24 protein-coding genes are annotated in these 23,659 nt (G+C 66.5%); 13 read left to right on the forward strand and 11 right to left on the reverse strand.

Going from position 1 to position 23,659, the window contains the following annotated elements; genetic code table 11:
* Positions 1–31 precede the first annotated feature (31 nt).
* Complete coding sequence (locus GII31_RS04460) at positions 32–988, forward strand: TIGR03564 family F420-dependent LLM class oxidoreductase (protein ID WP_213247164.1); 957 nt, start codon at positions 32–34, stop codon at positions 986–988.
* A gap of 184 nt (positions 989–1,172) precedes the next feature.
* On the opposite strand, the gene GII31_RS04465 is transcribed toward GII31_RS04460, so the two are convergent.
* Together GII31_RS04465 and GII31_RS04470 are read right to left on the reverse strand one after the other, a co-directional pair.
* Positions 1,173–1,487, reverse strand: a complete 315-nt coding sequence (locus GII31_RS04465) for a DUF4286 family protein (RefSeq protein ID WP_213247166.1) — start codon at positions 1,485–1,487, stop codon at positions 1,173–1,175.
* Between the two features lie 27 nt (positions 1,488–1,514).
* Entirely contained in the window at positions 1,515–2,546 is a 1,032-nt protein-coding gene (locus GII31_RS04470; RefSeq protein WP_246222108.1) for a ferredoxin--NADP reductase, read from the reverse strand.
* 170 nt (positions 2,547–2,716) lie between these two features.
* Between GII31_RS04470 and GII31_RS04475 the strand changes: the two genes are divergently transcribed.
* From GII31_RS04475 to GII31_RS04490, 4 genes are all read left to right on the forward strand, one after another.
* Positions 2,717–3,628 (forward strand): acyl-CoA dehydrogenase family protein, encoded by a 912-nt coding sequence (locus tag GII31_RS04475; protein WP_213247168.1) that lies wholly within the window; start codon positions 2,717–2,719, stop codon positions 3,626–3,628.
* On the forward strand, positions 3,615–4,700 hold the full coding sequence (locus GII31_RS04480) for an acyl-CoA dehydrogenase family protein (protein WP_260840305.1): 1,086 nt from the start codon (positions 3,615–3,617) through the stop codon (positions 4,698–4,700). Before GII31_RS04475 ends, GII31_RS04480 begins: the two co-directional genes overlap by 14 nt.
* A gap of 2 nt (positions 4,701–4,702) precedes the next feature.
* Complete coding sequence (locus GII31_RS04485; RefSeq protein ID WP_213249843.1) at positions 4,703–5,470, forward strand: enoyl-CoA hydratase/isomerase family protein; 768 nt, start codon at positions 4,703–4,705, stop codon at positions 5,468–5,470.
* 156 nt (positions 5,471–5,626) lie between these two features.
* On the forward strand, positions 5,627–6,781 hold the full coding sequence (locus GII31_RS04490) for a thiolase family protein (protein WP_213247172.1): 1,155 nt from the start codon (positions 5,627–5,629) through the stop codon (positions 6,779–6,781).
* A 145-nt stretch (positions 6,782–6,926) separates the two neighbouring features.
* Here the strand turns inward: GII31_RS04490 and GII31_RS04495 are convergent, their stop codons facing one another.
* Positions 6,927–7,742: an acyl-CoA thioesterase gene (locus GII31_RS04495; protein WP_213247174.1), complete on the reverse strand. Its 816-nt coding sequence runs from the start codon at positions 7,740–7,742 to the stop codon at positions 6,927–6,929.
* Between the two features lie 69 nt (positions 7,743–7,811).
* Positions 7,812–8,462: a TetR/AcrR family transcriptional regulator gene (locus GII31_RS04500; protein ID WP_213247177.1), complete on the reverse strand. Its 651-nt coding sequence runs from the start codon at positions 8,460–8,462 to the stop codon at positions 7,812–7,814.
* Positions 8,463–8,675: 213 nt separating this feature from the next.
* Between GII31_RS04500 and GII31_RS04505 the strand changes: the two genes are divergently transcribed.
* From GII31_RS04505 to GII31_RS04515, 3 genes are all read left to right on the forward strand, one after another.
* Entirely contained in the window at positions 8,676–9,674 is a 999-nt protein-coding gene (locus tag GII31_RS04505) for an acyl-CoA dehydrogenase family protein (RefSeq protein ID WP_213247179.1), read from the forward strand.
* On the forward strand, positions 9,658–10,833 hold the full coding sequence (locus GII31_RS04510; RefSeq protein ID WP_213247181.1) for an acyl-CoA dehydrogenase family protein: 1,176 nt from the start codon (positions 9,658–9,660) through the stop codon (positions 10,831–10,833). The genes GII31_RS04505 and GII31_RS04510 overlap by 17 nt, the downstream gene beginning before the upstream one ends.
* 208 nt (positions 10,834–11,041) lie before the next feature.
* Positions 11,042–11,578 (forward strand): hypothetical protein, encoded by a 537-nt coding sequence (locus tag GII31_RS04515; RefSeq protein ID WP_213247183.1) that lies wholly within the window; start codon positions 11,042–11,044, stop codon positions 11,576–11,578.
* Positions 11,579–11,982: 404 nt separating this feature from the next.
* Here GII31_RS04515 and GII31_RS04520 read toward each other — a convergent pair whose 3' ends face one another.
* From GII31_RS04520 to GII31_RS04550, 7 genes are read right to left on the reverse strand one after another with little or no spacing between them, the layout of a single operon-like run.
* On the reverse strand, positions 11,983–12,804 hold the full coding sequence (locus GII31_RS04520) for an acyl-CoA dehydrogenase family protein (RefSeq protein ID WP_407649887.1): 822 nt from the start codon (positions 12,802–12,804) through the stop codon (positions 11,983–11,985).
* Positions 12,804–13,895, reverse strand: a complete 1,092-nt coding sequence (locus GII31_RS04525) for an acyl-CoA dehydrogenase family protein (protein WP_213249847.1) — start codon at positions 13,893–13,895, stop codon at positions 12,804–12,806. The genes GII31_RS04520 and GII31_RS04525 overlap by 1 nt, the downstream gene beginning before the upstream one ends.
* Positions 13,895–14,359, reverse strand: coding sequence for a nuclear transport factor 2 family protein (locus GII31_RS04530; RefSeq protein WP_213247185.1), 465 nt, complete (start codon positions 14,357–14,359; stop codon positions 13,895–13,897). Before GII31_RS04530 ends, GII31_RS04525 begins: the two co-directional genes overlap by 1 nt.
* Positions 14,346–15,569 carry a metal-dependent hydrolase family protein gene (locus GII31_RS04535; RefSeq protein WP_213247187.1) on the reverse strand — a complete coding sequence of 408 codons (1,224 nt, stop codon included), beginning with the start codon at positions 15,567–15,569 and terminating at the stop codon, positions 14,346–14,348. Before GII31_RS04535 ends, GII31_RS04530 begins: the two co-directional genes overlap by 14 nt.
* 16 nt (positions 15,570–15,585) lie before the next feature.
* Complete coding sequence (locus GII31_RS04540) at positions 15,586–15,912, reverse strand: hypothetical protein (protein ID WP_260840306.1); 327 nt, start codon at positions 15,910–15,912, stop codon at positions 15,586–15,588.
* Positions 15,893–17,164 carry an aromatic ring-hydroxylating oxygenase subunit alpha gene (locus GII31_RS04545; protein ID WP_213247191.1) on the reverse strand — a complete coding sequence of 424 codons (1,272 nt, stop codon included), beginning with the start codon at positions 17,162–17,164 and terminating at the stop codon, positions 15,893–15,895. The genes GII31_RS04540 and GII31_RS04545 overlap by 20 nt, the downstream gene beginning before the upstream one ends.
* 5 nt (positions 17,165–17,169) lie before the next feature.
* A complete protein-coding gene (locus GII31_RS04550) occupies positions 17,170–17,718 on the reverse strand; it encodes a carboxymuconolactone decarboxylase family protein (protein WP_213247193.1) in 549 nt (182 codons plus the stop codon).
* 376 nt (positions 17,719–18,094) lie between these two features.
* On the opposite strand from GII31_RS04550, the gene GII31_RS04555 reads away from it, so the two are divergent.
* The 5 genes from GII31_RS04555 to GII31_RS04575 are packed head-to-tail and all read left to right on the forward strand — an operon-like array spanning position 18,095 to position 23,658.
* A complete protein-coding gene (locus tag GII31_RS04555) occupies positions 18,095–19,519 on the forward strand; it encodes an ABC transporter substrate-binding protein (protein ID WP_213247207.1) in 1,425 nt (474 codons plus the stop codon).
* Complete coding sequence (locus GII31_RS04560) at positions 19,520–21,742, forward strand: branched-chain amino acid ABC transporter permease (protein WP_213247209.1); 2,223 nt, start codon at positions 19,520–19,522, stop codon at positions 21,740–21,742.
* A complete protein-coding gene (locus GII31_RS04565; RefSeq protein WP_213247211.1) occupies positions 21,720–22,436 on the forward strand; it encodes an ABC transporter ATP-binding protein in 717 nt (238 codons plus the stop codon). Before GII31_RS04560 ends, GII31_RS04565 begins: the two co-directional genes overlap by 23 nt.
* Complete coding sequence (locus tag GII31_RS04570; protein ID WP_213247213.1) at positions 22,433–23,167, forward strand: ABC transporter ATP-binding protein; 735 nt, start codon at positions 22,433–22,435, stop codon at positions 23,165–23,167. The genes GII31_RS04565 and GII31_RS04570 overlap by 4 nt, the downstream gene beginning before the upstream one ends.
* On the forward strand, positions 23,164–23,658 hold the full coding sequence (locus GII31_RS04575; protein ID WP_246222109.1) for a hypothetical protein: 495 nt from the start codon (positions 23,164–23,166) through the stop codon (positions 23,656–23,658). Before GII31_RS04570 ends, GII31_RS04575 begins: the two co-directional genes overlap by 4 nt.
* Position 23,659: the final 1 nt, after the last annotated feature.

Consider the following 23,659-nt stretch of genomic DNA (forward strand, 5'->3'; position numbering starts at 1 on the left):
CGGGCCGCCGGCGGCTGGGAGGCTGAGAAACATGCGCATGGGCGTGATGGTGGGACCGGAGGGCGGCGACGCCGCACGCAAACTGGGCCGGATGATCAGAGATGCGGAGTGGGCCGAGAACGCGGGCTTCGACTCGATCTGGATTCCGCAGGTGCCCGGTGACTTTGACGCACTGACCGCCGTCACGGCGGTGGGGGCGCGCACCGGCCGGATCGAGATCGGCACGGCCGTCGTGCCGTTGCACGCTCAGCACCCGATCGCCCTTGCCCGGCAGGCGTTGTCGGCGCATGCGGTGTCCGGTGGGCGGGTGGTGCTCGGCATTGGTCCGTCGCACCACTGGATCGTGCGGGATATGCTGGGCATCCCGTACGAGAAGCCCGCCGCCTACACCAGGGACGTGCTCGACGTGCTCGACCAGGCACTGCACGGACCGGGACCGGTCGACGTGGAGAACAACTCGTTCACCGTGCACAACCCGCTCGATCTCGGTCCGGTCGGGCCGATGCCGGTGATGCTGTCGGCCCTCGGGCCGGTGATGCTCAAGATCGCCGGTGAACGCGCCGACGGCACCATTCTGTGGATGGCCGACGAGAAGGCGATCGGCAATCACATCGCCCCGCGGATCAACGCCGCCGCCGAGGCGGCCGGCCGTCCCGCGCCGCGGGTTGTGGCCGGCATCCCCGTATGTCTGTGTGGTGCTTCGGAAATCGATGCCGCCCGGGAGCGGGCCAACCTGCTGCTCACCGAGTCGGAGTTCTCGCCCAACTATCAGCGCCTGCTCGAACACGGCAACGCCCAGGACGCGGGCGATCTGATCCTCGCCGGTGACGAGGATGCGATCCTCGCCGGATTCCAGCGCTACATCGACGCAGGCGTCACCGACATCTCCATGCGGCTGCTGCCCGTCGGCGACACCCGTGAGGAACTGCGCGCCTCGCGTGACCGCACTCGGGAAGCGGTGGCCTACATGGCCAAAGACCTCCGGTAGGGCGATCGTCGGTTGAGGTGCGACGAGCCGCTGGGCGAGGAGTCCCGAAAACCGGTGAGATAACGATATGCCGGTGAGATAACAATGTCCGCAACCGCTTCCATGGTAGAAGTTGTTGCGGACATTGTGTATCACCGGGTTTCGAGGATCGTCGCTGACGCTCCTCGCACCTCAATCAGCGGGGTCACTGTTCGGCGGCCAGTTCGAGGATGCGCATGGCGGGCGGGGGATCGAATTGCATGGAGTCGCTCATGCGGAACGCCCCGCTCTGGGCGGCGGCGAACACGCCTTTGGCGGCGACGGTGACATCGTCGGCGTCGATCTCGTAGACGGTCACGTAGGGCTCGCCGGCACGGACCGGGCGGAACCTGCGGGCCGAGACGAAGCCGTCGAGGGCGAGTACCTCGGGCATGTGGACGCTCTCGTACCACTCGTTGAACTCGGTCTCCCGTTCGGATGAACTGGGCCGACTCTCCACCAGCAGAATGCCTTTGGCCATATGCTTTCTACCTTTCGTTGTTGGGTGTCAGTCTTCGTAGGTGACCACGGTTGTGGCACAGTCCGGGACCGCTTGGCAGGTCAGGGTGTAGCCGTCCTCGATCTCGTCGTCCTCGAGGGCGTCGTTGACGCGCATCGTCGCGGTGCCCTCGTCGAGGTGGGCCATGCAGGTGGCGCAGTTCCCCGCCTCGCAGGAGAAGGGTGGGGTGAGTCCGCCACGACGGGCAGCCTCGAGGATGGTCTCGCCGGCCTCCCGGGAGACGGTGACCTTCTTGCGCTTGAGCTTGATGGTGATGGTGCCGCTCACCTCCTCGCCGGTGTCGGCGGCGGTGGCCGTCGCGGTTTCGGTCTCGGCGCCCTCGGGAAGTTGGGCGGCGCCGCCGAAACGTTCGACGAACACTGTGCCGCGACCGGTGACCGTGTCTTCGACGAGATCCATGAACGGTTCGGGGCCGCAGATGTAGTGGTCGGCGTCGGACAGGTCGCCGAGGAACTTCGCGACGGCTTCGGCGGTGAGGAACCCGTTCTCGATATCGAAGCTGCGTTGCACGGTCAGCCGATCGGGATAGCGGGTGAGCAGCTCGTCGAGGGCGGCGGTGAAGATGGCGGCGTCGGGGTCGCGGTCGGCGCACAGCAGATAGACGTCGCGGTCGGTGGCGGTCAGTGCGGACTTGGCCAGGGACAGGATCGGGGTGATACCGCTGCCGCCGCTGTATCCGATGACCGGCCGATCGCTCTCCTTGAGACAGAAGGTGCCGAAAGCCCTCGTCATGTCGAGTGTGTCGCCGTCGGCGATGTTGTCGAGCAGCCAGTTGGACACCTTCCCGCCGGGAACCCGCTTGACGGTGGTGCACAACTCGTCGTCGGCGTCGGGGGAACTGGACATCGAGTACGAGCGGTATAGGGTCTGACCGTCGACCTCGACCCGGAATGTGCAGTACTGCCCCGCACGGTAGGTGATGGGTCCCTCGTGCGGTGCGAGGACGAAGGTCCGGGCATCGGCTGTCTCCTTGATGACGCGAGTGACGGTGGCGCGTTGGAACATCGGAGGTCTGGACACGGCCTCTCCTCTGGTAGGGCTGTCGTTGTGGCCGGTGGCATGCCCGGTGGGGCTTGCCAACCACGACGGTATTGCAGTTCTATTGTTATGAGAATCATATTCTCACATTGAGGTAGCATCCTCTCAAGTTCCCCAAATCTCAAACCTCCACGATCCGTGTTAGGAGACCGATGGACGCCCGGTTGACCGGTGAGCAGGCGCAATTGCGTGACGCCGCCGCCAAACTCGCCACCGACCTCGGACCCGAATCGGTGGCCGCACTTGAGTCGGCGCAGCGTCGCGCCCGACTCGACGCCGCGGTCACCGGCTCGGGATGGCGAACACTCCGCTCCGACGGCGCCTCCGGCGTCGAAGTGGCGGTGGTGGCCGAAGAACTGGCCCGCGGCCTCGTCGACACCCCGTTCCTCGGACCGATTCTCGCCGACGACCTGCTCAGGCATGCCCCGGCGCGAACCGACGATGTGGCGGTCGCGGTAGCGATCGAGGGCACCGCCTTCGATGCGCGCGGCATCGACAGCGTGGTGACCCTCGACGGGACCACCGTGCTGCTCGCGGCGGCGGGTACGCCCGTGGCCTGTGCCGATCTCACGCGGGAGGCGAAGGCGGTTGCCTCCGGCGGTGAGGCGGTGGTCACCCTCGGTGCCGCAGACGCCCGGCGCTGGTACGCCCTGGCACTGGCGGCCACCGCGGCCGATCTGCTCGGCGCCGCACGCGGGGCGCATGCGCTGGCCTGTGACTATGCCAAGATCCGCGAACAGTACGGCAAGACCATCGGCTCCTATCAGGCGGTGGCGCATCTGCTCGCCGAGGGGCTCGCGCTCATCGAGGGCATGGTCTCCATCGTGCGGCACGCCGCATGGGCGGTCGACGAACTCGAACCCGACGAGGCCGTCCGCGCCGCGCAGATGGCCAAGGTCTACGCGGCCCGCTCGGCGCTCACGGTGTGCGAGAACTCGATTCAGGTACACGGCGGCATCGGCAATACCTGGGAATGCCTGGCGCACCTGTACCTGCGCCGGGTACTGGTGGCCACCGAGACCTGTCCCGTCACGTTGAAGGAGATCAGCAGTGGACTATCGTGATTCGGCCGAGGAGGCGGAGTTCCGTACCAGGCTGCGCACCTGGCTGGCCGACAACGCCGGCCGATTCCCCACATCGGGTGACGAATACTGGGCGCGGCAGGGTGAATGGCATCAGGCGCTCTACGGCGCCGGGTTCTTCGGACTGTCGTGGCCGGAGAGGTTCGGCGGACACGACCTGCCCGCGGTGTACGACGTGATCCTCGACGAGGAACTGGCCAAAGCCGGTGCCCCGCCCCGGCCGAGCCTGGGCTACCTGCTGCACGGCCTGTGCCGGCATGGCAGCGTGGAACTGCAGGAACGGTTCCTGCCCGGCATGATCGACGGCACCCAGCGCTGGTGCCAGGGCTTCTCCGAACCGGGCGCCGGTTCGGATCTGGCATCCTTGCGCACCGCGGCGGTCCGGGAGGGCGACGAGTACGTCATCAACGGGCACAAGATCTGGACCAGCTACTCGGACATCGCCGACTGGTGCCTGCTGCTGGCCCGCACCGACGCGGATGTGCCACGGCACCGGGGTATCTCGGCGTTCATCGTGCCGATGGACACCCCGGGCATCGAGCAGCGGCCGCTGAAGATGATCAGCGGCATCACCACCGAGTTCGGGCAGGTCACCTTCGACGACGTCCGTGTTCCGGCCCGCAATCTCGTGGGTGAGCCCGGCGACGGGTGGGCGATGGCGATGACCGTCGTCGGTCACGAGCGGGAGCCGTCGACGCTGGGCTATGTGGCCCGCTATGCCAAGACGGTGCAGTCCCTGGTGGCGCGCAGCGACGAGCCGTCGGACGAGCTGGCTGTGGCCGCGGTGGAAACCGAGATGCTGCGGCTGCACGTGCGGCGCCGGCTGTCCGAACAGCTCGACGGCATCTCGCATACATCCGAAGGTTCGCTCGACAAACTGCTGATGACGTGGACCGAGCAGACCGTCGGGCACGCGGCCCTGTCGGTGACCGGCACCTCCGACCCCGAACTGCTGAGCTCGTACCTGTATTCGCGGGCGCAGAGCGTGATGGGCGGAACCTCACAGATTCAGAAGAACATCATCGCCTCGCGGCTACTGGGATTGGGAGTGTGACCATGTACGGAATGCCCGATGAGATCGAGGTGACGGCCGAGGGCGCGCTGCGGATCATCACCCTCAACCGTCCCGACGCCCTCAACGCCGTCAACGACAACCTGCATTCGGGACTCGCGGAGCTGTGGGGCCGGCTCACCGACGATCCGCGGGTTCGTGCCGCCGTGCTCACCGGCCGGGGCAAGGCGTTCTCCGCCGGCGGCGATTTCACCTACCTCGCCGAGCTGGGGGAGGACCCGGCGTTGCGCGCCAAGACCATCCGTCACGGCCGTGAGCTCGTGCTGGGGATGGCGCGCTGCCGGGTTCCGGTGGTGGCCGCGGTCAACGGCCCGGCCGTCGGATTGGGGTGCAGCCTGGTCGCGTTGAGTGACACCGTGTACATGGCGCCCAACGCGTACCTGGCCGACCCCCACGTGCAGGTGGGACTTGTCGCCGCCGACGGTGGCCCACTCACCTGGCCGCTGCAGATCAGCTTGTTGCAGGCCAAGGAGTTCGCGCTCACCGGCACCCGGATCCCCGCCGAGCGCGCCGTGGCGCTCGGGCTGGCCAATCATGTGGTGGACGACCCGCTCACCGAGGCCGTCGCCTGCGCGAAGAAGATGATGGAACTGCCGCAGCAGGCTGTCGAGGCCACCAAGCGGATGCTCAACATCCACCTCGAACGGGCGATCCTGGCCAGCCTCGACTACGCCAACATGGCCGAGGAGTTGTCTTTCCAGACAGACGATTTCCGGTCCACGATCGCCAGGCTCACCGCGTCGAAGCAGTGAGGTCCCGGTCGGGTTCCGGTGCCGCGGAGGCAGGCTTCCCGGCCATGAGTTTCCGCCGAAAGGCGAGGTAGGCTCGGCTCCCCTACTTGTAATCAGTAATCTCCATCTGTTGAGAATTGCATTCTCAACAGATCTCCGAGTGGAAGGGTCATCACCGTGCCTGAAGCAGTCATCGTCGCCGCGCGGCGCACACCGATCGGCACCGCGGGCAAGGGCAGCCTGCGCGATACCGACGCATTCGACCTGGCCGAGCACATCGTCTCGGCGCTGGCGGCCGACGTCGCCGCTCTTGGCAACACCGCGGACATCGACGACGTGATCCTGGGCGAGGGGCTCTACGGCGGCGGCGTGATCGCGCGCCACGCCGCGATCACGGCCGGCCTGCGCACCGTGCCCGGACTTGCCAACAACCGGCACTGCGCCGCGGGCCTGTCCGCGGTGCAGTCGGCGGCCGGATCGATCCGGGCGGGGATGGATTCGTTGATCCTGGCGGGCGGGGTCAACTCGGCGTCGACATCACCCAGGTCGAGGTTCCGGATCGGTGCCGACGAGTGGATCGACCCGTGGATGCCGGCCACACACCCCAACGAACCGGACGCCCCCAACAGGGACATGTCGATCACCGTGGGCTGGAACTCGGCCGTAACGGCGGGGATCTCCCGCGAGGAGATGGACGCCTGGGCGTTGCGTTCGCATCAGAAGGCGATCGCCGCCATCGACGGGGGCCGGTTCGTCGACGAGATCGTGCCGATCAAAACCGTACACGGACTGTTCTCCGTCGATGAGCATCCGCGACGCACAACCACGGCTGAGAAGCTGGCCGCGCTCACCCCGCTGCACCCGGAGATCGACGGGTTCTCCATCACCGCGGGAAACGCGTGCGGCGCCAACGACGCCGCCGCACTGCTCGCGATCGCGTCGGGCGAACTGGGGCTGCCCGCGCTCGCCACGGTGCGATCGTGGGCCAACGTCGGTGTCGAGCCCGCGCAGACAGGGCTGTCACCGGTCACCGCCATCCCGAAGGCACTTGGGCGTGCCGGACTGTCGCTCGACGATGTGGACCTGTTCGAGATCAACGAGGCCTTCGCCGCCAACTGCGTTGCGTGCGTGAAACTTCTGGAGATCGACCCGGAGAAGGTCAACGTGTCCGGCAGCGGCTGTTCGTTGGGGCACCCCGTGGCCGCGAGCGGTGCCCGGATGCTGGTCACCCTCGTTCACGAACTCCGCAGGCGCGGAGGAGGAATCGGAGTGGCGGCCATGTGTGCCGGAGGCGGGATGGGATCGGCGACCGTGATCGAGGTCGCGGGGTAGGGTCCGATCGCCGGTTGAGGTGCGAGCTTCGAAACCCCGGTTGAGAACGATGTCATCTCAACAGGTTTCGAGGCTCGCTGCTTGCGCTTCTCGCACCTCTACCGGCGGGGTCCGGTGTTGCTTGTGCTTCTCGTGGCTCACGTGGTCAGACCAGGCCGCGGACCATCGCTTCCTGGGCGAAGGAGGCCAGCAGTCGGCCGTCGGCGCTGAGCAGATCGCCTCTGCCGAAGCAGCGGCCGGCGGCGAGGATCGGGCTGTGCTGGCGTAGCAGCAGCCACTGGTCGGTGCGCACGGGGCGATGGAACCACAGAGTGTGTGTGGTGACCGCGGACAGGAATGCGGTGCCGTTGCCGCGCTGGTCGTAGTTGTCGACGGGCCGCAGGGCGGTGCCGATCAATGTCAGGTCCGTCGCGTAGGCGGCGATGCACTCGCCCCGGTCGGCGGGCGTGTGGGGGGTCTTCATCCAGAGTTCGTAGGTGGGCGGGCCCGCGGTGGCGTCGTCGAGGTCGTCGGCGGAGCGGGCCTCCCACGGCAGCAGGTCGATGCTCCGTGCGAACGTCTCGTCGGGCAGGGTGGGCACGGCGTCGACGTGCTGGATGTCGGGGCTCTGTTCGGGGACGTGCAACGACGCGGTGGCCGTGGCGATGAGTCGTTCGCCCTGGGAGGCGTCGATCTGCGCGGTCGCGAACGATCGGCCTTCGTGGCGCACAAACACGGTGTAGGTGACCGGGCTGTCGATGAGCCCCTCCTTGACGAAGACGCTGTGCAGCGACTTCACGGACTTGCCGGGGCAGGCGTGAAGGGCGGCGGCCACGAACTGCGCGAGGATCTGTCCGCCGAACAGACGGTGATAGGCGAGCTCAAGGTTGTCACCCGTCAGCGTCACACTCGTGCCGGCGGAGTCGGCGGACCCGGGTGTGAGGTTGAGGACGGTCAGCAGTCGATCCCACTCGGCAGACATGACAGCCAGCCTAGCGCATCCCGTTCTCGTGGACGGAAATACGGTTTCCGTCCACGATACGCATCCGGCTCAGGTGCTCAGGAACCCCTTCGAGCAGAACTCCCACACCTCGTCGGCGGCGATGGGGTGGGCATCGGGGGTTTCGGGCGCGCTGGACTGGGCGATGAACATGATGGTCTGCATCGTCATCGCGGCCAGTCGCCGTGGTGCGATCGTCGAGTCGAGATGTCCGGAGTCGGCGGCGTCGGACATCAGCTCGGCGAACAGGGCGATCAGCGGCGCGTGTGCCACACGCACCTCGTTGGGGTGGGTAAGCAGTAGCTGGGGTGCGAAATCGCTGAACAGCGGACGTGTGGCGGTGGGGTCGGGGCGCGAGAGCTCGAACAGCAAAGTGGTTGCGATGTGCAGTCGTTCGACGGGGTCGGTCTCGGACTCGGCGGCAACCCGGATCTGTGCGGCGGCCTTGTTGAGCGCGTCCTCGAACAGGGCCAGGAGCAGTTCGTGTTTGCCGTCGAACTGGAGATAGAAGCTACGCAGCGATTGGCGCGAGCGGTCGACAACCTCCTGGACGGTGAATTCGGTGGTGCCCTTCTCGGTGATGATCGCCTGTGCGGCATCGAGGAAACGCTGAACTCGCTGCTCAGCACGGAGCTTGGCCGTCTTGATCGACCGCTCGACCGCCCGTTGCTTCCAGGCCGGCTCGTCGTTGGTCTCGGTCACGGTCGCATCCCTGAATTCTCGTGCATCCCTGAATTCTCTCGCATCACTGACTCTCTCGGGAGCCTGGCCGGGGTATCCGGATCCGGCAAGGCGTTACCGCAGTGTAGCGGCTGGTGAGATGAGCGTTTGCAAATCTTCGGAGGTGATGTATATCTCTATGAAGATACGATACTCTCCAAATTCGAGAACATAATTCTCACGAGAGGCGGGCGCATGCTCCTGGAGTTGGACTCCGATCAGCGACTCTGGCAAAAGACGGTGAAAGACTTCCTGGCGAAGCAGTGCCCGCCCACGTGGGTCAGGCAGGTGGCCGAGGGGCACACCGGTTCCGAGGGGCTGTGGCGGGACATGGTGGCACAGGGTTGGGCCGAGCTGATCGAGCCGGGCGATACGGTCGAGCTCGTCATAGCACTCGAAGAACTCGGCGCGGCAAGTGATCCGACCCCGTATCTGGCGACGATGACGCAGTTCGCGCCACTCGCCGGAGACGATCCCGACACGTCGGTGCCGGGCGCGGGCGTTTTCGGTGGGATCACCGCCGCGCGCATCGGCGACGGTCGCTGGAGGCTCGACGGTGTCGCCCGGGCGGTGCTCGACGGCGACCGGGCCCGGAGCATCGCGGTCGCCACCACGGCGGGGGTCTTCCTCGTCGACGCCGATCAGGTGACCGCACGACGGGTGCCGGTATTCGATCCGCTTCTACACGTGGCGGATCTGACCTTCGACGCGGTCGTGGCCGATCATCGCCGGGTCGCCGCCGATGTGGAGTCCGCTCGTCGTCGTGCTCTGGTCGGGCTGGCGGCTACAACAGTCGGTGCATGTCAACGAATCCTGGATATGACACTGGAACATGTGGTTTCCCGCAAGCAGTTCGGTGTCGCGATAGGCAGTTTCCAGGCCGTCAAGCACAAGGCCGCCGATATGCATGTGGCGATCGAACGGGCGCGGGCGCTGACCCAGTTCGCCGCCCTGTCGATCGCCTCGGACTCGCCGGAGGCCCGGCTGGGCGCTTCGATGGCCAAAGCCGCTGCCGGAGAATGTCAATCGCTGGTGTTCCGGCACGGATACCAGCTGTTCGGCGCCATGGGCTACACATGGGAGAACGACGTGCAGTTCGTCCTTAAACGGGCAAAGGCTACCGATCTGCTCTTCGGTGGCGCCGACCACCATCGCGCACTCATCACGGAGGGGTACCGTGCAACTCAGCTTTGATGCCGATGTCGAGGAGTTCCGGCAGGAATTCGCGGCGTTCCTCGATGCCAATCTGCCCGCCGAGTCCGAGGCCACCGCGCGCGCCCGCTCGAGTGCGGACATCCCGGATTGGGCCCGGGCCTGGCAGCGTACCCAATTCGACGCGGGCTGGCTGCTGCCGGGAAATCCACCCGAATTCGGCGGGCGCAACGCGGGCATCGTCGAACAGTTCGTGCACCTCACCGAACTGTCGGCCCGGCGGATCTATCACAGTTACAACCCGCAGGGGCTGGGCATTATCGCGGCCTCGCTGCTGACCTTCGGTACACCCGAACAGAAGCAGCGCTGGGCGGTGCCGATCCTGCGCGCCGAGATCACCGCTGCGCTGGGGATGAGCGAACCCGGAGCGGGATCGGATCTGGCCGGTCTGCGGACCACCGCTCGGCTCGACGGCGACCATTTCGTGGTCAACGGCCAGAAGGTGTGGACCTCGGGCGCCCACCATGCCGACGTGCTGCTCACCTTCGTGCGCACCGACCCTGATGCACCCAAACATAAGGGGATCAGTGTGCTGGTCATTCCCACCGATACACCGGGGGTGACACGCAGGCCGTTCGGTTCGATCGCCTCGCGCGACGACCACGACTTCAACGAGGTGTTCTTCGACGATGCGCGGGTGCCCGCCGAGAATCTCGTCGGCGAGCTCAACGACGGCTGGACCGTCGCCAACGGTTCACTGGGGCACGAACGAACCCTGTTGTGGCTCAGTTTCGCCGACCGGCTCGACGACCTGCTGCGTGATTTTCACCCGCAGACCTCACTGGACGAGGACCGCTACGCGACGCTGGTGATGGACACCTACGCGTTGCGGTTGCTCGGGTCCAAGGCGCTGGCGCGCGCGGCACGCGGGGAACAGGACACACCGTCGCTGTCGGTGCTCAAGCTGCTCGGTTCGGAGGCCGTGCAACGCGCCACCGAGCATGCCCTGGCCGCTGCCGGTGGCGACGGGTTGGCGCATCCGGCGATGACCGCGCCCTACTGCCATACCGATCTGGAGCAGTTTTACGCGAGCTGGTTCGAGCGGTACGCGCGCAGTTTCGGGTTCACGATCGCCGGGGGCACCTCGGAGATCCAGCGCAACGTGATCGCCGAGCGGGTGCTGGGTATGCCGCGCAGGTGAGCCGGCGGCCGGAAGCCGCCTCGGCAAGGCCTGCGGAATCTTTGCAAAACGGACAGAGCCGTTCTGGCGAAATGGTATCTTTCACCCGCTGGAGATTGTAATCTCATATCCGAGAACGGCATTTCCGCCGGTGTCGATGGCAGCTGGCGTCGACACTCTCGATGTCACCTGACGACGCTGCCGTCGTCGCCGGAGAAAGGAACGCGCTATGCGTCAAACAAAGTTGAGCCGGGCACTGACCGCGTGTTGTGCGGCGGTCGTCGTGCTCGGTGTGGTCGCGGGCTGTAGCGACGACGATGATTCGTCGGACTCGTCGTCGAGCGCCACGACCTCGGCCGTCACTTCGGCCGAGGCCACCGAGACCACCACCAGCGCTGCTGCGCCGGCCGATCCGGCGGTTACCCAAGAGGTCACCGACGCGTTCACCACGTTCTTCAACGGCAAGACCCCCGCGGCCGACCGCACCGCGCTGATCGAGAACCCCGACGGCTTCAGTCAGGTGCTCGCCGGTATGGCCGACGACACCCAGGCGCAGGGCACCAGCGTCGAGGTCAAGGGTGTCACGCTCACCGACGACACCAACGCCGACGTGTCCTACGACCTGCTGCTCAACGGTACCCCGGTGATGCCAGACCAGACCGGCCAGGCCGTCAAGGTCGACGGTGCATGGAAAGTCGCCAGCGCCACCTTCTGCGCGCTGCTCTCCATCCAGGGCACCGGCGCACAGATCCCCGCCTGCAACTGAGCTCGCTTCGTACCTCAGTCGGTGGTCCTTTGGTGCCGGTTGAGGTACGAAGTCGCGCAGCGACTGCGCCTCGAAACCTGTGGGATCGCGATGTCCGCAACAGCTTCCGGTGGGGAGTGGTTGCGGACATCGCTGTCTCGCCGGGTTTCGAGGCGCATCGCCTGGCGGCTCTTCGTGCCTCAACCAGCGGGTTGGGGTGCTTTCGAGGCTCTTCATGCCGGTTGAGGTGCGAAGTCGCGCAGCGACTGCGCCTCGAAACCTGGTGGGATCGCGTTGTCCGCAACAGCTTCCGGTGGAGAGGTGGTTTCGAGGCTCATCGCCTGGCGACTCTTCGTGTCTCAACCAGCGGGTGATGGCGCTTTCGAGAAACTCTTCGCGCCTCGGCGGGCGGGGCCGAGAAGTGTCTACAGGTGGACGAGGCGGGGGGCGTGGGACTGTTCACGGATCAGCGAACCGGCCTCGCGGGTGAGGGTGCGGGACGAACCCAGGAGCGCGTCGAGGATGTGGACGCGGCGGATGTGGCGGTGCAGCGAATGCTCGGCGGTGAAGCCGATCCCGCCGTGTACCTGCTGGGCGTGCCGACAGGCGATCAACGCCGCCCGGCCCGCCGCGGCCTTGGCCAGCAGTGCGCGCAGCAGGGAATCCTCCTGCGGGGAAGGGGAGTCCGCGTACAGGTCGACGGTAGCCGCGACCAGCGTGGCCTCGGCGCCCTCGATGGCGACGAGGGTTTCGGACAGGCGGTGCCGGACCGCCTGGAATCCAGCGATCGGTGTGCCGAATTGAGTACGGTCCAGGGCGTGGGTGCGGGCGAGATCCAGCATTGCCCTGCTCGAACCCACCAGCCACCACCCCAGGGCGATCCGGCCGCGAATCAGGGCGTCCTTGGGGAGTGGTCCCGGAGCCGACTGTGACAGCGGTAGTTCCGGGTCGAGAGCGATGCCACCGGTGTCGCGGCGACGGTGCCAGCGCAGCCACAGATCGCCGGTCATCGGCAGTGGGTGTTCGGTGGAGGTCCGCCCGGTGTCGAGCACATCGTTGATGATCGACGCGTGGGTGCCGGTCTCGCCCACGAGCGCGAACACCAGCGGGATGGCGATCTCCGGGATCTCGGCGAGCATGTCGTGCCAGCCCAGGTCGTCGAGAGCGGTGTCGAGTGCGGGACCGGAATATTCGGTCATCGTGCTCCGCAAGGCCTCGCTGAGCAGGGTGATGTCGGTTCGGTCCACTACGAATCCTTTCCCAGATCGAGCAGCCGGCGTGCGATGATGTTGCGCTGGATCTCTGCGGTACCGCCGTAGATGGTGGCTGCTTTGGAATACAGGTACTCCGAACGCAGTGCGGGATCGGTCCATTCGACGGCGCCGGGTACCAGATCGCGGTATGTGTCGAACAACTGCTGTTCGGCGGTGGATAAGAGCACCTTGTCGATGGATGTCTCGGGTCCGACGCGGCCGGTGTCGGCGAGCGTGCGCTGGGTGATGTGGGAACGGCAGCGCGCGGTGTGCACTGCCAGATACGCCGAACCGAGATCGAGGTCGTCTGCCTCGTCGGACTTTCCGGCCAGTCCGTCGAGCGTGGCCAGCAGATAGGCGATGCGATGCCAGAAGCAGGTGGACCGCTCGTACGGCAGCAGGTCCATCGCCAGGCGCCAGCCGTCGCCCGGTGCGCCCAGTATCCTGTCGGCGGGCACCACGACGTCATCGAAATAGACCTCGGCGAACTCGTCGACATCGTGCATCGTGCGCAGTGGCCGGACCGTGATGCCCGGGGTGTCCATGTCGACGAAGAACGCGGTGATGCCCGCATGGCCGGGGGCCGTGCGGGTCAGGAGCACGCACCGCGACGCGTACTGGGCCAGGCTGGTCCATACCTTCTGCCCGTTGATCACCCAGGAATCGCCGCGCTGCTCGGCGCGGGTGGACAGGGACGCCAGGTCGCTGCCCGAACCGGGTTCGGAGAAGCCCTGGCACCATTGCTCGGTGCCGTCGAGCAGGCGCGGGACCATCTCCGCGGCCAGTTCGGGCCGGGCATAGGAGATCATCGTGGGTGCCAGCACCTCGATCATCGAGTAGATGCCGGGTTCGGCGAGAAAACGGGTGGCCACCTCCTCGCCGAGGATCGCCCGCAGCACGGCCGGCCCGCCGAGGCCACCCACCTCGGTGGGCCAGCCGTACCGCATCCAGTCCGCGTCGAACAGTGCCTTCCGAACGCGGGAGAGTTGGGCGACCTGGGCATCGAACGAATGGTCGTCGCCGGGGCTGAGGTCGTGGGTATCGAGCCAGGACCTCAGCTTCGCGCGGAATTCGTCGGCCTCGATCACGGTGCGGCACTGAGGTCGACGACGTGGGGGCGGCCGGAGTTGTGTTCGCCGTTGCGCCGGATGAAGGTCATCGCCCGGGTGGCCAGACGCCAGCCGTCGCCGGTGCGGCGGTAGGTGTCGGTGTAGTAGCCGATGCGGATGTCGGTCTGGGTGTGGTCGATGAACTGCAGTGTCTGGGTTCCGTTGGCGTCGTTCACGATCCCGGATTCGTCGGGTTCGCCGAACTCGATCAGCGGGGTACCGGTGACGAACAGGCCCTTGGGCGCCACGGTCACCAGGGCGGGAAATTGATCGAGCGGATACACGTCGCCGAAGGCACTGTAGGTGCCATCGGGTGTGAACACCGAGACGACGCCCTGCACATCGCCTGTGGACATCGTCACGGCGTACTTGGCCAGGAGCTGGCCGATCTCGACGATGTCGTCGGTGCGGCTGCTCGTCGGCGCGCTATTTGTTGACATAGACCTGTCCTCCTTTCATCACGAAACGAACGTCCTGGGTGACGGTCATGTCGTCGAGCGGATTGCCCGGAACGGCGATGACGTCGGCGAGCAGGCCGTCGGCGAGGCGGCCGCGGTCGGTGACCTGGATCAGATCGGCGGCCACCACGGTGGCGGCCCGCAGGACCGCCGCGGTGGACATGCCGCGTGAGACCAGGGCGACGAGTTCGTCGGCGTTCCTGCCGTGCGGGATGGCCGGGGCGTCGGTGCCGACGGCGATCTTCACCCCGGCATCGTAGGCCTTCTTCACCGAAATACGTGCCCGGGGAAACATCTCGGCGGCCTTGGCCTGGAGTTCGGGGGCCGCGTGTGAGGTGTCCATCGCATCGGCGAGGCGGGTGGTGGGCACCAGGAAGGTGTCGTTGTCCACCAGCATCTGGATGGCTTCGTCGTCCATCAGGAAACCGTGTTCGATGCAGTCGATACCGGCCCGGACGGCCTGCTTGACCGCCTCGGCGCCATGGGTGTGCGAGGCCACGCGCAGGCCGCGGCGGTGCGCCTCGTCGACGATCGCGCACAACTCGTCGAACGAGTAGTGCTGCGCGCCAGGTGAACCGGTCAGGGACATGACACCACCGGAGACGCAGACCTTGATGAGCTGGGCGCCGTACTTGATCTGGTATCGCACCGCCTTGCGGACCTCGTCGACACCGTTGGCGATGCCCTCCTCCAGGGTGAGTTCCATCATCCCGGGGGCGAACGCGGCGAACATGGTGGGATCGAGGTGGCCGCCGGTGGGGGTGATCGCGTGTCCGGCCGGCACGATCCGGGGACCGTCGATCCAGCCGGCGTCGATGGCCTTGCCCAGTGCCACGTCGAGCAGGTAGCCGCCGGTCTTGACGAACAGTCCGAGGTTGCGCACGGTGGTGAATCCGGCCCGCAGCGTGCGCCGGGAATTGCCGACGGCGCGCAGTATGCGGGTGGGCGGATCGTCCTGGACCGACGACAGCGGCGGACGTTCACCGCGTCCGCCCATCAGGAGATTGACCTCCATGTCCATCAGTCCGGGCAACAGGATGTTGTCGCCGAGATCGATGACCTCGTCGGAGTCGGAAGGTGGAACACCGTCATTGACACCGACGATGCGATCGCCGTCGACGCGGAGCACGGCCGGGGTGACCAGCCGGCCCGCGTCGACGTCGATCAGGCCGGCGGCCTTGATGATCAGCATGTGATTGTGCGCCTCGTCAGACGACGGGTTCGTAGATCAACTCGGCCCAGGCCGCACCCGAGTCGGGCACCCGTGGCTGCTTCCACACCTCCACGGGGAAGGACACCATGATGAGTGACTGCATCAGGTGCACCAGCTTGCGGACCTCCTCGGGCAGATCATCCATGTCGAACTGGTCGCCGTAGTCCATCACGTCGGCCAGCCGGGGGAACGCTGCGTCGTAGAACTCCTGCATCTGCGGCATGGTGGAGGCCAGGCGCTTGGCGCAGCGCTCCTGCTCGGTCTCCAGCGCCCAATCGGCGTACGGTTCGAGATCGGCGAATTCAGCCGGCAACACTGGCATTGCGGTACTCCTCAACGTGATCGACGGCCATCTTGTGCAGATGGCGCAGAAGGATTTCCTGGTCGCAGAGCGGGAACTCGGTGACTGTCCGGGTCTCCAGCATCTTCTGGGTGGCCTCAAGGGTGTTGGCGTCCTGGAGCGCGTACTCCTTGACCGTGACCGCGGCCAGCTCCTGGGCGAGCCGTTCGCGGATGTTCTTGGGCGGCACGAAGTACAGGTTGCACTCGAAGATGTGCCGGTCCACCGCGGTGGGCCAGTAGGTGTAGGTCAGGTACCAGCCAGGCGCCCAGATGAGCAGCGACATATTGGGGAAGAACTCGAATTCATCGACGCCCCAGGGCTTTGCGCCTGCCGGGTTGACCGCCGCAGGAAGCGGGTCCAGTCCCTCGATGTCGGGGCGGTCCCACGGTCCGAACAGGCCCGAGCGCAGGACCCGCTCGATCGGCTTGACCATGTTCATGTCCTTGGGCGGTGCCATGCCGCCCCAGGAGGAGATCATCGAGTGCGGGCTTTGCAGGTCGTAGTGCAGCGCCTCGAAACCGACCTTCATGAGCTTGTCGGCCTCGTCCTTGACCGCCTGCTTCTGGTGCAGGATCGGTGCGTGGTAGAACTCGGCGAAGGCGTCGATGAACAGCTTCCAGTTGCTGCCGATCTCGGCCCGGTAGCTGTAGGTCTCGGTCATCTCGTGGAACGGGTAGCCTTCCAATCCCTTACCGTATGCGCCGAGGTAGTCGGCGAGCGAGACGGCGGTGTTGTCGAAGTTGACGAAGATGAACCCTTCCCAGACCTCGCAGCGGACCTCCTTGAGTCCGTACTGGCCCTTGTCGAGGTCGAAGAACTCGGTTTCCTGCTGCACGTAGGTGAGTTCGCCGTCGAGCTGGTAGCGCCAGGCGTGGTACTTGCAGGCGAACTGGCGGCAGGAACCGGCGGTCTCCTCGTTGGGGAAGTCGTCCCACACCAGCTTGTTGCCGCGATGGCGGCACACGTTGTGGAAGGACCGGACCACCTTGTCCTTACCCTTGACGAAGATGAGTGAGGTGTTGACCACGGGCAGCTCGCGCGTGAAGTAGCTGCCCACCTTGGGCAGCTTCTCGACCCGGCCCATGTAGAGCCAGGTCTTGCGGAAGATCGCATTACGCTCGGCCTCGTAGAACTCGGGGTCGATCGAGTCGGTGTAGTCGACCGGTTCGGTGCCCAGGTCGGGATAGTGCTCGGTCCAGCTGCCGGCGGCCGGCTTCTTGAAGTGTGCCAACGGATTTACCTTTCGTATTCAGGCTGTAGTTCGCGGTCCGGCTCGACGCCGAAGGTGTTGAAGGCCATTGCCAGGGTGGTGTAGGCGCCGACGGTGAAGACGAGATCCATGAGCTGACGTTCGTCCATGTGCACCGACAGTGCGTTCCAGGTGGAATCGGAAATCGTTGAGGTTGTGTGGAGTTCGTTGACCGCCCGCAGGATGAGCTGTTCCTCGTCCGCGGTGGCGATGCCGCCGAGTGCGTCGGAGATCTGCTCGTCGGTCATCCCCACGGCGCGTGCCATCCCGGTGTGATGCTCGACCTCGTAGGGACTGTCGGCGAGGGCGGCCACCCGCAGGATGGCGATCTCGCGCTGACGGGGCGTGAGGGTTGAACCGAACAGAACATGGACGTTGTACGGCAGGAATGCCTTGGTGAGTTCCGGATGCCGGACCAAGGTGGCCAGTGCGTTTCCGGCCCCCTGAGGGTTGCGGCGCTGCCTGGGGAGCAGACTTGCCAGCGCCGCGTCGACGTCACCGTCCCATCGGTCGGCCGGCAGCGGGGTCAATCTCATGTCACCTCCTGTGAGAATCTGATTCTCATCTACGAATACTACGTTTCCATGCTTGGCGGGTCCAGTCAATCCGTTTCGGCAAACCGGCTCATTCGGCCTGGTGGTCATCCGCGGGCGGGGCTCGTGCCGACGGCGTTGGTGATCTGCGGGTTTGCCGCCCCACGTCCGATTTGTGTGACTCAGATCGCTGTTTCGGTTGATTCTTGCACGGGGAGAAGCTAGTTTCCTGATACGAGAGTGACGCTATCGATACGGCCCCGCGAGGGTCCGGCCAGGTGCTCACCGCATGACAGCCCGGAAGGCTACGGCCCGGCCTTCCCGACGTTCGGCTCTCCCGATGGGCCACCCCGGATGTTCCGGAGGCAGGAGAGAACCCATGAAGGCATCGAGCACACCGGTTGCGCTGCTGGCGGTGGCCGCGAGTGCGCTGCTGGTAGCCGGCTGCGGCGGCCGCGACGGCTCCGGCGGTACGGAGTCCGAGTCCGGTGCGGACAAGACCTCGTCGTCGGAGATATCCAGTTCCTTCGGTGATCTCGGCGAGGTCTGCGCCAAGGGCTCGGCGAAGGGGGCCACCGCCCAGGGCGTGACCGACACCGACATCAAGATCGGGGTGTTCTCCGACGTCGGCTTCACCAAGAAGTCCGAATTCGGCGATGCCGCAAAAGTTTTCACATCCTGGTGTAACGATAACGGTGGCGTGGCCGGACGCAAGATCACCGTCAACATCCGCGACACCAAACTGATGGGTGTGCGCCAGGAGATGGTCAAGGCGTGCAAGGAGGACTTCGCCCTCGTCGGCGGCGGTGCCGCGTTGGACGGGCTGGGCACCAAGGACCGGCTGACCTGTCTGCTGCCCAGTTTCCCGGCCCAGACCTCCCAGGTGGCCGCGCTCGACTCCGACCTGCAGATCCAGCCCGCACCTGCGCAGACCTTCGGCTACATGCCGTACTACCAGTTCCGCAAGTGGTTGCTCACCGAGGCATACCCGGACTCGGCGCAGAAGGTGGGCATCATCAACGGCGACTCCCCGGTGACAAAGGTGCTCGGCGACATGCAGATCGAATCCACCGAGGCCGCGGGCGGCGCGTTCGTCTACAACAACCTGTACCCGGCCTCCGGTGTCTCGGACTGGACGCCCTATGCGCAGGGCATCAAGGACAAGGGCGTCAAGGGGCTGATCTTCTACGGCCAGTACGAGCAGCTCGCCAAACTCGAGGCCGTGCTGACCGGGATGAACTACAAGCTCGACTGGATCGACGCCAACAACAACTCCTACAGCGCGTCCTTCCCCACTCTCCTCGGGACCTCGGCCGACGCGCAGAACAACCTTGTGGACCTCAGCGGCATCCTGCCGCTCGAAAGCACCGAACCTGCGATGGAGCAGCTCAAGGCGCTGTACCAGAGGTACGCGCCCGGTGCGGAGATCACCGCTCCGGCGGTGCGCGCGTTCTCGTCGTGGCTGGTGTTCGCCAAGGCCGCCGCCGACTGTGGCGACGAGCTGACCCGTTCGTGCCTGTACGAGAAGATCGGTGCCGAATCGGCGTGGACCGCCGGCGGGCTGCAGGCCGCGCAGAACCTGAAGCCGGGCAGGGCGAGCGGAGCGACGGGAGATGCGACCGCCCCGTCAGGCTGCTTCAACATCATGAAGGTCACCTCGAAGGGGTGGGAAGTGGCCGACTTCAAGCCCGACGAGGGCGCCTACCGGTGCGACATCGATCCCCGGCCGATGGCCGACAAGAGCCGTTACGGCAAGGGACTGACCCTCGCCGATGTCGGCAAGAGCATGAACGACTTCAAGTAGATGGACCAGTTTCTCGCCTACGGCGTCGTCGGGCTGAGCACCGCCGCGATCTACGCGGTCATCAGCGGCGGGCTCGTCGTCACCTACACCACCACCGGCGTCTTCAACTTCGCGCACGGCGCGGCCGGGATGTTCTCCGCGTTCATGTACTGGCAGCTGTCGGTGGGCTGGGGCTGGCCGGTGTGGTTGTCGCTGCTGGTGATCCTGGGCATCGGGGCGCCGTTGTTCGGGCTGGCCATCGAGCTGGCGATGCGTCCGGCGCAGGCCCTCGGCGAAGCCGAGAAGCTCGTGATGACGGTGGCGTTGCTGAGCGGGTTGATGGCGATGGCGCGGTGGATCTGGAATCCCACCGAGGCGCGTTCGCTGACACCGTTCTTCGCCGACCGGACGCCGTTCCACATCTTCGGCGCCACCGTCACCTGGCATCAGGCCCTCACGATGGTGGTGGCCGTGGCGGTGGCCGTCGGTCTACGGGTTCTGTTGCTGCAGACCAGGACCGGCGCCGAGATGCGGGCGACCGTCGACGACCGCGCGCTGGTCGGTCTGACCGGTGCCGACCCGTTGCGCGCCAACCGCATCGCCTGGATTCTGGGCATCGAATTGGCCGCGGTCGGTGGCATCCTCATTGCGCCGGCCGTCGCTCTGGACGCGACAGCGTTGTCGCTGCTCATCGTGAGCGCGTACGCCGCGGCGATTTTCGGTCGGCTGCGGAGTCTGCCGCTGACCTTCCTCGGTGCGATCGTGGTGGGCTGCATGGAGAGCTACCTCGCCGGGTACCTGCCGCAGAACGACTATCTGCCGGGGCTGCGGCTGGCCGCACCCGCGATCCTGCTGCTGCTGGCGCTGTTGTTGTTCCCGCACGGGCGGTTGCGCGGGCGAGACCGGCAACTGAGCCCGGTGCCGCTGCCGACCCTACGTGGCACCTGGTTCCTGGCCGCGGTGATCGTGCTGTTCGGCGTCATCCTGGCGACGGTGCTCAGCGAGAGCGACCTGATGAGCTACGGGCAGATCTTCGCGATCGGCGTGATCGCGCTGTCGTATGTGCCGCTGGCCGGGTTCGCCGGACAGATCTCGCTGTGCCAGATCTCGCTCGCGGCGATCGGTGCGATCGTGTGTGCCCGGTTCGGCGGTGACGGACAGTGGTGGGCGATCCTGCTCGCCGCGGTGATAGCCGGTGTCATCGGCGCGGTGATAGCCGTTCCTGCACTGCGCCTTTCGGGTGTCTACCTGGCGCTGGGCACGGCTGCCATCGCGGTCATCTTCGACCGCTGGATCTTCACCCTGCCGTCCTTCGAGATCGCCGGTGTCCGGATCTCGCTGTTCGATCAGGGGTCGATCGAGGTGTCGGGCCCGTCGCTGTTCGGTCTGGCGATCGACACCCCCGCACGGGTGACGATCTTCGGCGCGGTGGTGCTCGCGCTGGTGACGGTGGCCGTGGCGATGCTGCGGCGCGGTCGGCTCGGCCGCCGGTTGATCGCCCTGCGCGACAGCGAGGCGGCCTTCGCCACGCTCGGCGGTAACCTGCTGGCGGGCAAGCTGATCGTCTTCGGTCTGAGCTCGGCGATCGCCGGGCTCGGGGGTGCGTTGTACGGGATGTCGTTGCAGTCCGCCACACCGGACCAGTTCAGCTTCATCGCCGGGCTACCGATCTTCCTGGTCGTGGTGCTGGCCGGTCTGGGTTCGGTGGGGGCGGGCCTGTTCACCGGCGCCGGTCTGGCCGGACCGATACACGCGATCGGCGCGCTGTGGCCCTCGATCCGGGAGATGTCGCAGGCGCTGCCCGCGATCGGTGCGGTGGCCTTCGGTGCCAAGGCCGTCCAGGAAGGCGGTATCGCTGAACTGCGCAAACGCTGGAACGCCGCCTTCGACGACAACGTGGCGATGGGCGCCCTGGTGCTCTGGACACTGCTGGCGTGGCTGCTGCGGCTGACCGACGTTGTCAACGGCTACGTGTTCACGCTGTTGCTGGCGCTCGCCGTCCCGTTGATACCCGCGTTCGCGGGCCGGCGGCTGAGGACATCGAACACACCGGTTGCGCCGTCGGCGTCGGGTGGTGCCGACACGGCCGAACCCGCTGACGCGACCGAACCCGCCGACACGGCCGAACCCGCCGACACGGCCGAACCCGATGAGGAGGTGCCGGTCGAATGGTGGGGAATCGCCAGGGACTGGGCACCGGAAGACGAGGAGGTGCTCGATCGTGCCATCGCTGCTCGAAGTTAAGAACGTCAATGTCACCTTCGGTGCGCACAAGGCCGTCAGTGACGTCGCGCTGCGCGCGGAGACAGGACACATCACCGGACTGATCGGTCCCAACGGCGCCGGGAAGAGCACGCTGTTCGATGTGATCTGTGGCCTGCGCAGGCCGGGTTCGGGGTCGGTGTCGCTCGACGGCGCCGACATCACCAAGCTCGGCCCGGCACAACGCGCCCGGCTCGGAATGGCCCGCACCTTCCAAGGTCTGGAGCTGTTCGGCCGGCTCAGTGTACGCGACAACCTGCTGGTGGCCGCGGAGATGCGGCACCGGGGTGCGGCCGCGGCCCGGATCGTCGACGACATCCTCGACCGGGTCGCGCTCGGCCGGTACGCGGACCGGCTGGCCGACTCGCTGCCCACCGGCGTCGGACGGCAGGTGGAGGTGGCGCGTGCGCTCACCACCGAACCGCGCATCATCCTGCTCGACGAACCCGCGGCCGGCCAGGACCCGGAGGAGACCGCACGATTTGCCGACGTGCTGCGCACTGTGGTTGCCGGTGGCATCGCGGTCTTGCTCGTCGAGCACGACATGGAACTGGTGATGGAGGTGTGCGATCAGGTACACGTGCTCGATCTCGGTGCGATCATCACCTCCGGTACACCCGAACACGTGCGCAACCATTCGGCCGTGCTGGAGGCATATCTGGGGGTGTCGACGTGAGTCGGCCGAACGGGGACCGGTCGGGCGCGCCCATACTTGAGCTGCAGGACATCCGGGCCGGATACGGCGGCATCACCGCGGTGCACGGGGTGAGTCTGTCGGTGCGGGCCGGGGAGGTGGTGGCGTTGCTCGGCCCGAACGGCGCGGGCAAATCGACCACCCAGAAGGTCGCGGCCGGAGTACATCCGGCGCAGGGCGGACGGCTGCGGTACGCGGGCAAGGACGTCACCGGCATCGGCGCACGGGACGCGGCCCGCGCCGGGGTGTGCCTGATTCCCGAGGGGCGCGGCGTCTTTCCCAATCTCTCGGTGCGGGAGAACCTCTGGATGATGACGTTCACCGGAAGGTCCCGGGAGCAGATCGAAACCGATGCCTACGAACGGTTCCCGATCCTGGCCCGGCGTGCGAAGCAGACCGCCGGCACGATGTCCGGCGGCGAACAACAGATGCTCGCCCTCAGTCGTGGCCTGGCCTGTGATCCGGCGGTGCTCCTGCTCGACGAACTGTCGATGGGACTGGCGCCACTGATCGTCGAGCAACTGTACGGACAGGTGGCCGAACTCGCCCGGACGGGCGTCGCCGTCCTGGTGGTGGAACAGTTCGCCACCGCTGTACTGGACATGGCCGATCGTGCCGCCGTCCTGGTGCGGGGAAAGGTGGTCTACGACGGGCCGCCCGGCCGTTCCCTCACCGACGAACTCGCCAACCTCTACCTAGGGAGCTCAACATGAGTCACGCCCAGTCCGACACCTCCCGCCGCTCCGCGTTCCCCGATACGGCGGCCACGCCGCCGTCGGTGTCCGCCTCGGCCGGGGAGGTGCCCGCTCCGGCGAATGATCGCGCACAGCGATTCGCCCGCGATCTCGACGCGCTGACCGTCGCCGACCCCGCCGCCAAGCGTTCGCAGCTGTGGATCCGACTGGGTGTGGCGGCGATGGCGGCGGGGATCGCTGTGCCGATCATCGCCTACTTCATCTCGCACAACACCTCCGACCCGCTGGTCCAGCGGGACGCAGTCATCCTGGCGCTCACCGGGGTTGCCATAGCCATCGTGGGTTCGGTTGTGTTCCTGCGTTTCTCACTGACCAACTTTCTGCGGTTCTGGCTGGCCCGGCAGGCCTTCGACATGGGTGCGCTCGCCGAGCGGGTCACCGGCGGCGGCCGTGACGTGGAGCAGACCGCGGAGCGACGAGGGATATCCACCGATCTGCCGGTGCGCTGAG

It is taken from the genome of Gordonia pseudamarae (assembly GCF_025273675.1).
GTDB classification, from domain to species: Bacteria; Actinomycetota; Actinomycetes; order Mycobacteriales; family Mycobacteriaceae; genus Gordonia; species Gordonia pseudamarae.

Excerpts from the sequence above, each read along its gene's own strand:
- GII31_RS04575 (WP_246222109.1), top strand. The coding sequence starts at position 23,164 with ATGAGTCACGCCCAGTCCGACACCTCCCGCCGCTCCGCGTTCCCCGAT.
- GII31_RS04495 (WP_213247174.1), bottom strand. The coding sequence starts at position 7,742 with ATGTCTGCCGAGTGGGATCGACTGCTGACCGTCCTCAACCTCACACCC.
- GII31_RS04515 (WP_213247183.1), top strand. The coding sequence starts at position 11,042 with ATGCGTCAAACAAAGTTGAGCCGGGCACTGACCGCGTGTTGTGCGGCG.
- GII31_RS04465 (WP_213247166.1), bottom strand. The coding sequence starts at position 1,487 with ATGGCCAAAGGCATTCTGCTGGTGGAGAGTCGGCCCAGTTCATCCGAA.
- GII31_RS04530 (WP_213247185.1), bottom strand. The coding sequence starts at position 14,359 with ATGTCAACAAATAGCGCGCCGACGAGCAGCCGCACCGACGACATCGTC.
- GII31_RS04460 (WP_213247164.1), top strand. The coding sequence starts at position 32 with ATGCGCATGGGCGTGATGGTGGGACCGGAGGGCGGCGACGCCGCACGC.
- GII31_RS04540 (WP_260840306.1), bottom strand. The coding sequence starts at position 15,912 with ATGCCAGTGTTGCCGGCTGAATTCGCCGATCTCGAACCGTACGCCGAT.
- GII31_RS04555 (WP_213247207.1), top strand. The coding sequence starts at position 18,095 with ATGAAGGCATCGAGCACACCGGTTGCGCTGCTGGCGGTGGCCGCGAGT.
- GII31_RS04485 (WP_213249843.1), top strand. The coding sequence starts at position 4,703 with ATGTACGGAATGCCCGATGAGATCGAGGTGACGGCCGAGGGCGCGCTG.
- GII31_RS04560 (WP_213247209.1), top strand. The coding sequence starts at position 19,520 with ATGGACCAGTTTCTCGCCTACGGCGTCGTCGGGCTGAGCACCGCCGCG.
- GII31_RS04475 (WP_213247168.1), top strand. The coding sequence starts at position 2,717 with ATGGACGCCCGGTTGACCGGTGAGCAGGCGCAATTGCGTGACGCCGCC.
- GII31_RS04550 (WP_213247193.1), bottom strand. The coding sequence starts at position 17,718 with ATGAGATTGACCCCGCTGCCGGCCGACCGATGGGACGGTGACGTCGAC.
- GII31_RS04505 (WP_213247179.1), top strand. The coding sequence starts at position 8,676 with ATGCTCCTGGAGTTGGACTCCGATCAGCGACTCTGGCAAAAGACGGTG.
- GII31_RS04535 (WP_213247187.1), bottom strand. The coding sequence starts at position 15,569 with ATGCTGATCATCAAGGCCGCCGGCCTGATCGACGTCGACGCGGGCCGG.